Here is a 9,748-nt window from a genome sequence, read left to right as displayed (position 1 = left end):
TGACGTTTTAACGTACGGGATCGGAAAAATACTGAGCTCTGTCAAATCCCCTGCGGTGGGCAATCTGGCATAATGGCGCCATTACACCTGACGGGGATTGATATGAAACACCTGTATTGGATGGTTGATGGGGTACTGGCAGGACGCTGCGGCCCTTGCTGTGAGCCTTGGGATTTGGGTGAACTGAAACAGGCCGGTATTGGTGCTTTGGTGTCATTTTCTGATGACATTGGCGATCCACAAGCCTTGCCGGTTGCTGGTATTGCGCACCTGCACCGACCCTTGCCGCGTAATGTGCCGCCGAGGGAAGAGGATTTGCCACTGTACACCAAGGTGATACAGGAAAGCCTGGACTGGATTGAAACCTGGGAAGCGAAGTCGGTACCTGTTTTGGTGCACTGCGCTCTGGGTAACGACAGAACCGGGTTGTTGATGGCCGCTTATATGATGCGCCGCGGCGCGGCACCGGTGCACGCAGTCAGTCAGGTGCGCGCACTAAGGGAAGAGGCGTTTTCAGCGGATGGTTGGGATCAATTAGTGTACGATGTGTTATATTCATTGCAAGACTAATCCAATTGATATTGCAAGGAATTCTAATTCATGCCCCGGCCTGCTGCCCGTCGCTCTTTCTGGCTGATGCTTTTTGGCTGCATGACCCTTGGTGGCTGTGCCAGCCTGCCTGAACTCAAGGATATGGAAAAATCTGTCAAGCTGACTTCGCCCGAGGACAGCTTAATCGCCGGTTATCTGGCCGAGCCACTGTCGGAAAATCCGGGTCAGAGCGCAGTATTGCCACTGTTCGATGGTCTGGACGCCATGGTAGCCAGACTGGCACTGATCCAGTCGGCTCACAGCAGTATCGACCTGCAATATTATATTTTCCGTAACGATGATACCGGACGGCTGCTCGCCTGGCAGTTGCTCGAGGCGGCAGATCGCGGCGTAAGGGTGCGATTGCTGCTTGATGATACCGCCAGCGCCACTATCGACCATCAACTGGCTGTGATGGCCAGTCATCCCAATATTGGCATTCGCCTGTATAACCCATCAGCTCACCGCAGCCTGAGAGCCCTGTCGTTTTTGAGTGACTTTGCCCGCATGAATCATCGGATGCACAATAAGTCACTAACTGTGGATAATCGCCTGAGTGTGGTGGGGGGGCGCAATATTGGCAATGAGTACTTCGCCAACGATGAAGCGGTGGAGTTTGGCGACTTGGATTTACTGATGGCGGGTCCGGTAGTGGATGAGGTCTCGGATCAGTTTGATAATTACTGGAATGCCGCCAGCAGTTATCCGGTAGAGACGTTTTCGCGTCTGGAAAGTGCCAAAGAGGAACTGGCGGCCATCTATCACACTATTGATTTGCAAAAAGCCAGCTTGGAAGCGCACCCTTATGTCCAGCGGCTAATCAAGTCACCGCTGCTGAGACAATTGGCAGACAATCGTATTGGCTGGTTTTGGGGTGAGGCGACTGTGCTTGCCGATCCACCGGAAAAGCATCAGGGCCAGGCTGATGAATGGATGATAAAACCGCTGCTTGAGGCCTTTGCCGACGTAAAACAGCGACTGGTGATTTTCTCCCCATATTTTGTGCCCACTGACAGCGGTGTAACGCTACTCACTGACATGGCTGCAAGGGGTGTCGAGGTAATAGTTGTTACCAACAGCCTGGCAGCAACGGATGTGGTGGCGGTGCATTCGGGTTATCAGGGATATCGCGAGGCACTGCTTCGCGGTGGTGTAAGCTTATATGAGGTGAAAGCTACCGGCCGAAAGCCGAGTCACTCCTGGAAGGGAAGTTCCCGCTCAAGCCTGCATGCAAAGAGCTTCCTGCTCGATAATGAGGCGATGTTTGTGGGTTCGTTTAATTTCGATCCCCGCTCGGCCTGGCTGAATACTGAGATGGGGGTGTGGGTTGAGCAGGGGGCACTGAATCAGCAGATGCAGGCCTGGTTGCCAAGTTTTTTGACTAATAATACTTTTAAGCTGATGTTGGGAGATGAAGGTCTGTATTGGAAGGATTTGCGCTCAGGTGAGCTACTGTATGCAGAGCCTCAGGCTGGTTTTTGGCGTCGTTTAATGGCTGATTTTTTATCCATCATCCCTTTAGAGTCTCAGTTGTAATGTTTCGGGTAATGTCAGATGTTTTGTCGGGGCAGATGGAAAATAAGTAAAGAGGAATTATGAAAAGTAAAGCCAATCAATCGCAAGGCTTATTGTTGTTTCATCTCAGTCGCCAGCAATTGTTTGCCATGGGTACGCTTAAAATCCGCGAGCTGGTGCCTTACACCCATCTAAATGCTTTGCCCCAATCTCACCCGTCAGTGCTGGGCACAGCCACGGTTCGTGGCCATACAATTTCTGTTATCGATATGGCTGCGGCTGTTGGTTATCCCCCTGTTACCGAAGAAGAAAAATCCAAATGTTTCATTATTATCACAGACTGTCAGCGGATGGTGATAGGCTTTCTGGTACGCGGTATCGACAAGATAATTGAGTGTAACTGGCGCGATATTTTGCCGCCTCCGGACAACCTTGGTCGTAATGCTTTCCTGACCGGCGTGACTCGCTATCAGGATGCGCTGGTTCAGTTACTGGATGTAGAGCTGTTGTTGTCTAAGATTTTTCCGATTAAGGAAGATCGGCGTATAGGGGTTTTGACCGATGTGCAGCGTGAGCAGCTAAAGCCCATGAACATCCTGCTGGTGGACGACTCCAAAGTGGCCCGTAAGCAGCTTTCTGATGCATTGGATGCCATTAATATTAACTATCAGGTTTCCTCCCATGGCAATGATGCGCTTGACATCATGAGCCAGAATGCTGACGCCAGACATCCGGTGGATATTCTGGTGAGTGATATCGAAATGCCAGGCCTCGATGGTTATGAGTTGGCATTTGAAGTTAAAAATGATCCCCGCCTTGCTGGCGCTTATATTATTTTGCATACCTCGCTGTCCAGTGAGATAAGCGTCAGTCAGGCACGTCAGGTAGGTGCCGATGAGGCGCTGACTAAGTTTGATGCACAGGAACTGATTGCAGCCATGCTTCGCGGAGTGGAGCGAAAAAGTAAATCTGTATCTGGATGAGGGGGCTTGAGGTAAATGCGGTCTGGCGGGTGTTGCGCCAATGAAACCAATTTGCAGCGCAAGAGTGCCAACCGAGATTAAAGCCGGAGCTTTGAGTGGCTTTACTGGACAAAGCTGCTCAGTTTCGTTAAAACCCAAAGCTCGGTCTCGATCCCTTCGTCGCGTTCAGACCAAACCATTGCCGACAGGCACATAACGATAACAACGACAGGTCTAGTCATGAGTACTGAAAAATCTTTGCCGGCACGTATCGTCGGTGGCAGTCTGGTACTGCAAATTCTTGTAGGGATTATTTTAGGGGCATTGCTTGCGGGTGTAAGCCCTGCCAGTGCCAACAAGGTTGCGTTTCTTGGTGATCTTTTTGTTGGAGCGCTTAAAGCGATTGCGCCTGTGTTGGTGTTTGTATTGGTGGCATCGGCCATTGCCAATCAGCAAACAGGCTCTCAGACCAATATGCGCCCTATTGTGGTGCTGTATCTGATAGGTACTTTTGCCGCAGCCATGACTGCCGTGCTGCTGAGCTTTGCTTTTCCAGCCAACCTGATACTGATTGATGCAGCCGCTGGTGCTAATCCGCCTCAGGGCATTAGTGAAGTACTTAACACCTTATTGTTTAAATTGGTGGATAACCCCGTCAATGCGCTTATCAATGCCAATTATATTGGCTTGCTTGCCTGGGGTGTGGGTCTTGGAGTGGTATTGCGTCATGCAAGCAGTACCACCAAAACTGTGTTGCATGATGTGAGCCATGGCGTGTCACAACTGGTACGTTTTGTTATTCGTCTGGCACCCATCGGCATTTTCGGTTTGGTGGCGGCAACCTTTGCTCAAACCGGTTTTGAAGCGCTGGCGGCTTATGCCCATTTGCTGGGAGTACTGCTGGGAGCCATGGCGTTGATAGCCTTTGTGGTAAATCCACTCATTGTGTATTTAAAAATCCAGCGCAACCCGTATCCGCTGGTGTTCCAATGCCTGCGTGAAAGTGGTGTGACGGCCTTCTTCACCCGCTCAAGTGCGGCCAACATTCCGGTAAACATGGCGCTGTGTGAGCGTTTGAAGCTGCATGAAGATACCTACTCGGTGTCTATTCCCCTTGGAGCCACTATTAATATGGCTGGTGCCGCTATCACCATCACAGTGCTGACGCTGGCGGCTGTGCACACGCTTGGTATTGAGGTGGATATGGCCACCGCATTGCTGCTGAGTGTTATTGCAGCCGTGTCAGCCTGCGGCGCTTCCGGTGTAGCGGGTGGCTCTTTACTGCTCATTCCACTTGCCTGTTCGCTGTTTGGTATCTCCAACGATATTGCCATGCAGGTCGTGGCCGTGGGCTTTACCATTGGTGTCATCCAGGACAGCGCTGAGACCGCACTGAACAGTTCCACAGACGTGCTCTTTACCGCTGCCGCCTGTGAGGCTGCTGAGCGTGAACAGGCAGTGTGATAGCGTCTGTTTTGCATATCGCTGAGAAAGCGGCAGTCTTAAAAGACAGCCGCTTTTTTTTGGGGTACAGATTACGGGGCTCCGGGAGGTGAAAATGAAGCTCGTCGATTTTACCGTGCTGGACAGTGCAAGAGATTGGTACTGCGTGACTGACTCTTTGATGGGAGGAGAGTCAGGTGCACAATTACTGACATTGCCCGAGGGATATGGATTATTTTCCGGTCTTGTTTCTCTCGCAAATGGCGGCGGATTTGCCTCGGTTTATCTGGATTTTGAGCCCAAAGATGTCAGCGCTTATTTGGGGGTAGAGCTTGAAATTTCGGCGCCTGAGAGACTGTTTAAGATCAATCTAAAGGATGTGGTATCGAAAGAGCGGCATGTTTACCAGGCAAGATTGGGAGAAGTGCACAGTAAGCAGCGTCACTGGTGTCGCTATCGGATCCCATTCAATCACTTTGTGGCCATGCGCCGCGGCTTGACGGCCATGGCGCCGCCGCTCGACCGTTTTCAGGTTTGTGGTTTTGGTCTGGTGGCCGGCGATGGTGTGGAAGGGGAGTTCAGTCTCGCCATCAGAAGCATCTCCTTTTACAAGCATTAACCAAATCGTGTCAGGCAGGCACCGCAGCGTAGGGCCTGCTTTTTGCGAGGGGCAGAGCGTGTGGCGCTGCCGATTGGTCGTTTTGTTTTGCCAGGCACACTTTCTGCCAAAAACAATCTCATCTATCAAAAAGCACACGACTGCGACTTTCCCGTGACCTAGGCGAACTGGCGTTTTTGCTTTACGCGGCAGCGTCGAAAATTTACGCATAAATAGTGATATTGCTCGCGTTTTTATTTTCCAGCTGAGTTACACTTCCCGCAAACAGAGAACGGAAATAAAAGTGGTTGTTTATCACAGGTTTTTATCCGTATCTTCACCGAATTTTAACGATTTACGCTGGTTTAACGGAGAAAAGAGTCAATGGCAACTATGCTGAATGCAGCAGAGGTTTTTGGAATGTTTGCTGCTGCGCAAATTATGCATAGGGATTCAACCGTGTCTGCATTTGAAAAGCGTCGGCGCCTGTCCGGGCGGGAGGCAGAAATGAGTGTACGTGAGCTGATGGGACGTTGGGTTGATGAAAGACCCGATCAAGGTGACAGCCTGACTCTGTATAAAGAGGATGGCCGGATTTTTTTGGAAACCTGGTTCAGTGACGGCTGCCACAGCCGTGATGAGATGCGTCTGACCGAAACCGATTCCGGCCTTAAGCTTGAAGATCTCGGTGGTAATTTTTTTGGTGAGTATTTTATGGTGACCGAGGCAGGGCTTGAGTTCTGTAATTATCGCGGCAGCTTTTACACAGCACCTGCCCGTGATGAGATGCTGGTGGCATAAATAGGGCAGCGCCTCGTTAAAAAGGCGCTGCGCTGTCAAACTGCATTGGCTTGTTTGTCCAGGGGTGATTGAATTCAAGCCTCTGGGCATGCAGGCACAGTCTTTCTCTGGCACTTTCCACCGTGCCGTCTCCAAACGCTACGTTTCTGCCGTAAAACTCATCGCCCAGAATGGGGTGACCTAAAGCCAGCATATGCACCCGCAACTGATGAGTGCGACCGGTTTCGGGCATGAGTGCCACCAAAGTTGAACTCTCCTTCCGTTCCACCACTTTGAAGTGGGTCACTGCGGGACGGCCTTCCGTGCTGTCGACTTTTTGCCATGGCGGGTTACCTCTGTCCTTGCCAATGGGCAGGTCGATGGTGCCTTCATCCTTGGCAATGTGGCCAGCCACCTCGGCAAGGTACCGCTTGCCGGTTTCACGGTTCTGGAATTGGGTCTTCAGGTTAGATTCGGCTTTTTTACTGCGGGCAAACACCATGATGCCAGAGGTGGCGCAGTCAAGCCTGTGTACCAGTATCGTTTCCGGATACAGTTGGCACAGGCGGGTGATGGCACTGTCATGGGTGTGCGCCGCCATGCCGGGGTTGGACAGCAGCCCCGATGGTTTATTGATGATAATAATGTCGCGGTCGATATAGCGAATATCGAGCCAGGGCACTGCCGGTGGGCGATAGTCAAACACTTCCATCAGGCTTCCTTAATTGGCACACAGGAATCAAGTGGGCGCATTCTACGAATTTTCTATGATTATTGCAGCAGTTCGGTCAGCAAAAGTCGGGCTCTGAGCGCAGGTTCGGTACTGACGCCTCGGGTAACAAAACGGATCTGTCCACTGGCATCGACAACGTAAATGGAGGGAAACCCGCTCACACCAAAGTGGTGCATCAGGCTGCCATTGTCATTCAGCGCATCAAAGCCGTAACCTTTTGCCTTAAGAAATGCTTTTAGGTCGCTGTCGCTGCCTGAGTCGGCAGCAATGGCCAGCACTGGATAATCGGTTGCAATATTATCGACGGCTGGGGAGGTGAGCTTGCATGCGCTGCACCACTCGGCGAAGAAATATACCAGAGTGGCCTTGCCCGAAGTTGATGGCAAGCTAAGGCTGCTGCCATTGACACCTTTGGCGGCTATCACCGGTGCCACATCTTTCAGCATATCTTTTTGATAATAGGCAGATACACCATAAAACAGTGCAATGGCTATCAGGGCTTCAGCCAGCAGTCGTCTGGCTTTGCTGCGGGGATTGGGCGTATCGTTCATTTACAGGTATTGTTCAGGTGTAGTGCGGGCCAGGCGTCTTGCGTAGGCCATCAGTTGTGGATACAGAGTGCGAAAGGCAATTTCCAGCTCAACATCCAGTTTCTCAATGGCTTCTTCGGCACCATTAAAGATCTCTGGGTGCGACAAGCGGCTGCGCACACCATTGATGGCGGCGTTGATGCCCTGACGGTGCACGTAGCTGCCAAACCAATCTTCGGCCTGCATTTTGGGGGCTATGGCGGCGAGTTTCTCCGGCAGTTCCTGACATTCCAGCAGTCGGGAATACGCCAGGCGGCAAAACTCTGCCAGTGGCTGATGATGGTATTCTTCCCAGTCGCGGGCGAGGCGATGGTCAAAGCCAAGATCAATCAGGATAGGGGCTGCACGGCTTAAGTGTTTGGGAAATTTGCCAAGTGTTTCTTTAAAAATCTCATGCTCGTCGGTGATTTTATCGATTTGGCGGTGGAGCCACAGCCCCTGTTGCAACGCCTTGGGAAAGCGCTCAACCGGCCCCTTGGCAAAGTCGCCAGCCAGGTTGGCTGCCAGGCTGGTGCCGCTGATGTCTGCCAGGTGCAAGTGTGCAAGAAAGTTCATAATTTGTTCTTGGATTGACTCAGGGGTTCAAGGTATCATGCGCGCCGATGTCTAGGGAACCCATAAAATGCAACCATGGCCAAAGAGCCAACGGCAACCCTTAAGGATGTGACATCAGCACCCTGAGTAATTGAGCACCTTGAGGAATCACGGACGATGTGGAATTGGTTCACGAAAGTCTTTGGCATTAAAAAGCCCCCCCAGCGCAGAAAGGTTCAGTTCGATATCCCATTCGAGCAATTAGATAATCAACCCAGCGCAAAATCTGTCGAACAGCAAACCAAGGGTAATAAGCCAGCACCCAAGGATCCTTGATCTTACCTGGCTCAGCCCCTAGACTACGCGCGTCTTTTTTGGCCACGGCGTGAGAGTAGTAAATGCGAGTTGCTGATTTTACCTTTGAACTTCCAGATGAATTAATTGCGCGCTATCCCATGGCGGAACGCACTGCCTCCCGTTTGCTGCATCTGGAAGGCAATAGCGGTGCCCTGGCCGATCGCCAGTTTACCGATATCCTGGGGTTGATTGAGCCTGGCGATCTGATGATTTTCAATAACACCCGGGTTATTCCGGCGCGTCTGTTCGGCCAGAAGGCCAGTGGTGGTAAGCTGGAAATCCTGGTCGAGCGCATGCTGGATGACAAACGCATTCTGGCCCATGTTCGCTCATCCAAGTCCCCCAAGCCCGGCGCCGAGATTATCCTCGATGGTGGCTTCAAGATGACCATGGACGCCCGTCATGACGCCTTGTTTGAGCTGTCGCTGCAGGATGATAAAAGCATCCTTGAAGTGCTGGAGGCCGTGGGGCACATGCCGCTGCCGCCTTATATTGACCGCCCCGATGAAGATGCCGATAAAGAACGTTATCAAACCGTTTATAATGAGCGCCCCGGTGCCGTAGCGGCTCCCACAGCCGGTCTGCATTTTGATGAAACCATTCTTGACGCCCTGAAAGCCAAAGGCGTGGACATGGCGTTTGTGACCCTGCACGTGGGTGCAGGTACCTTCCAGCCAGTGCGGGTCGACAATGTGCTTGAGCACAAGATGCACTCCGAGTGGGCCGAAGTTCCAGCCGAGGTGGTAGAGAAAATCCGTGCCACCAAGGCGGCGGGAAAGCGGGTTATTGCCGTGGGTACTACCTCGGTGCGATCCCTTGAAAGTGCGGCCAAAGCCAGCGAAGCTGAATTGCAGCCATTTTGCGGTGATACCGATATCTTTATCTTCCCCGGGTTCGAGTTCAAAGTGGTCGATGCCATGGTGACCAATTTCCACCTGCCGGAGTCGACACTTATCATGCTGGTGAGCGCCTTTGCAGGCTTCGATGAGGTGATTGGTGCCTATCGCCACGCAGTTGAACAAAAATACCGCTTTTTCAGTTACGGCGATGCCATGTTTGTGACTAAAAAAGCCCCCTAAAGGCATTTTTTGCTTTAAAATGCCTGCCCAACCTTTTTGGTTGGGCTTTTTTTTGGTGGTGGTGCCTTGAAGCGGCTTGCTGTCACCCCCATGTGAGTTGAATCGGCCATTTGGGCCCAAATGCAGTCAGACTGTTTCTCTGACGAGGTCATTATGAAATTTGAATTGATTACTACCCAGGGGCGCGCCCGTCGCGGCAGACTGGTTTTCGAACGTGGCACAGTGGAAACCCCGGCCTTTATGCCTGTGGGTACCTACGGCACTGTTAAAGGCATGACCCCAGAAGAAGTGCGTGCCACCGGCGCCGATATCCTGCTGGGTAATACCTTCCACCTGTGGCTGCGCCCCGGTGAAGAGATCATGCGCAAGCACGGCGATCTGCATGACTTTATGAACTGGCAGCGTCCTATTCTCACCGACTCGGGCGGTTTTCAGGTATTCAGCCTCGGCGATATCCGTAAGATCACCGAAGAAGGGGTGCATTTCCGCTCGCCCATCAACGGCGAAAAGATTTTTATGGATGCCGAAAAGTCGATGCAAATCCAGCATTCACTCGGCTCCGATGT

At 51.9% G+C, this 9,748-nt stretch carries 11 protein-coding genes; 8 read left to right on the top strand and 3 right to left on the bottom strand.

Annotation, left to right across the window (positions count from 1 at the left end):
* The first annotated feature begins 102 nt into the window (after positions 1 to 102).
* From ABYK60_RS17695 to ABYK60_RS17670, 6 genes are all read left to right on the top strand, one after another.
* A complete protein-coding gene (locus ABYK60_RS17695; protein WP_372873324.1) occupies positions 103 to 570 on the top strand; it encodes a dual specificity protein phosphatase family protein in 468 nt (155 codons plus the stop codon).
* Positions 571 to 600: 30 nt separating this feature from the next.
* Complete coding sequence (locus tag ABYK60_RS17690) at positions 601 to 2,127, top strand: phospholipase D family protein (protein ID WP_372873323.1); 1,527 nt, start codon at positions 601 to 603, stop codon at positions 2,125 to 2,127.
* Positions 2,128 to 2,186: 59 nt separating this feature from the next.
* Positions 2,187 to 3,089: a chemotaxis protein gene (locus tag ABYK60_RS17685; RefSeq protein ID WP_372873322.1), complete on the top strand. Its 903-nt coding sequence runs from the start codon at positions 2,187 to 2,189 to the stop codon at positions 3,087 to 3,089.
* A gap of 219 nt (positions 3,090 to 3,308) precedes the next feature.
* On the top strand, positions 3,309 to 4,532 hold the full coding sequence (gene sstT / locus ABYK60_RS17680) for a serine/threonine transporter SstT (protein ID WP_372873321.1): 1,224 nt from the start codon (positions 3,309 to 3,311) through the stop codon (positions 4,530 to 4,532).
* Positions 4,533 to 4,626: 94 nt separating this feature from the next.
* On the top strand, positions 4,627 to 5,130 hold the full coding sequence (locus ABYK60_RS17675; protein ID WP_372873320.1) for a CIA30 family protein: 504 nt from the start codon (positions 4,627 to 4,629) through the stop codon (positions 5,128 to 5,130).
* Between the two features lie 486 nt (positions 5,131 to 5,616).
* A complete protein-coding gene (locus ABYK60_RS17670) occupies positions 5,617 to 5,910 on the top strand; it encodes a hypothetical protein (RefSeq protein ID WP_372873319.1) in 294 nt (97 codons plus the stop codon).
* Positions 5,911 to 5,926: 16 nt separating this feature from the next.
* On the opposite strand, the gene ABYK60_RS17665 is transcribed toward ABYK60_RS17670, so the two are convergent.
* The 3 genes from ABYK60_RS17665 to ABYK60_RS17655 are packed head-to-tail and all read right to left on the bottom strand — an operon-like array spanning position 5,927 to position 7,767.
* Complete coding sequence (locus tag ABYK60_RS17665; protein WP_372873318.1) at positions 5,927 to 6,601, bottom strand: RluA family pseudouridine synthase; 675 nt, start codon at positions 6,599 to 6,601, stop codon at positions 5,927 to 5,929.
* Between the two features lie 59 nt (positions 6,602 to 6,660).
* On the bottom strand, positions 6,661 to 7,173 hold the full coding sequence (locus ABYK60_RS17660; RefSeq protein WP_372873317.1) for a protein disulfide oxidoreductase: 513 nt from the start codon (positions 7,171 to 7,173) through the stop codon (positions 6,661 to 6,663).
* Positions 7,174 to 7,767, bottom strand: coding sequence for an ACP phosphodiesterase (locus tag ABYK60_RS17655; RefSeq protein ID WP_372873316.1), 594 nt, complete (start codon positions 7,765 to 7,767; stop codon positions 7,174 to 7,176).
* A 377-nt stretch (positions 7,768 to 8,144) separates the two neighbouring features.
* Between ABYK60_RS17655 and queA the strand changes: the two genes are divergently transcribed.
* Both queA and ABYK60_RS17645 read left to right on the top strand, forming a co-directional pair.
* Positions 8,145 to 9,182, top strand: coding sequence for a tRNA preQ1(34) S-adenosylmethionine ribosyltransferase-isomerase QueA (gene queA, locus ABYK60_RS17650; RefSeq protein WP_372873315.1), 1,038 nt, complete (start codon positions 8,145 to 8,147; stop codon positions 9,180 to 9,182).
* A 153-nt stretch (positions 9,183 to 9,335) separates the two neighbouring features.
* On the top strand, positions 9,336 to 9,748 hold a 413-nt coding region (locus tag ABYK60_RS17645), incomplete at its 3' end, for a tRNA-guanine transglycosylase (RefSeq protein ID WP_372873314.1).

The sequence above is a fragment of the Shewanella sp. genome, from assembly GCF_041630135.1.
GTDB lineage: Bacteria > Pseudomonadota > Gammaproteobacteria > Enterobacterales > Shewanellaceae > Shewanella.
This window is presented reverse-complemented; position numbering and strand designations above follow the sequence as displayed.

Bases quoted from the DNA above. Each gene is read 5' to 3' on its own strand.
- ABYK60_RS17695 (WP_372873324.1), top strand. From the start codon at position 103: ATGAAACACCTGTATTGGATGGTTGATGGGGTACTGGCAGGACGCTGC.
- ABYK60_RS17670 (WP_372873319.1), top strand. From the start codon at position 5,617: ATGAGTGTACGTGAGCTGATGGGACGTTGGGTTGATGAAAGACCCGAT.
- ABYK60_RS17660 (WP_372873317.1), bottom strand. From the start codon at position 7,173: ATGAACGATACGCCCAATCCCCGCAGCAAAGCCAGACGACTGCTGGCT.
- queA (WP_372873315.1), top strand. From the start codon at position 8,145: ATGCGAGTTGCTGATTTTACCTTTGAACTTCCAGATGAATTAATTGCG.
- ABYK60_RS17685 (WP_372873322.1), top strand. From the start codon at position 2,187: ATGAAAAGTAAAGCCAATCAATCGCAAGGCTTATTGTTGTTTCATCTC.
- ABYK60_RS17690 (WP_372873323.1), top strand. From the start codon at position 601: ATGCCCCGGCCTGCTGCCCGTCGCTCTTTCTGGCTGATGCTTTTTGGC.
- ABYK60_RS17675 (WP_372873320.1), top strand. From the start codon at position 4,627: ATGAAGCTCGTCGATTTTACCGTGCTGGACAGTGCAAGAGATTGGTAC.
- ABYK60_RS17655 (WP_372873316.1), bottom strand. From the start codon at position 7,767: ATGAACTTTCTTGCACACTTGCACCTGGCAGACATCAGCGGCACCAGC.
- ABYK60_RS17665 (WP_372873318.1), bottom strand. From the start codon at position 6,601: ATGGAAGTGTTTGACTATCGCCCACCGGCAGTGCCCTGGCTCGATATT.
- sstT (WP_372873321.1), top strand. From the start codon at position 3,309: ATGAGTACTGAAAAATCTTTGCCGGCACGTATCGTCGGTGGCAGTCTG.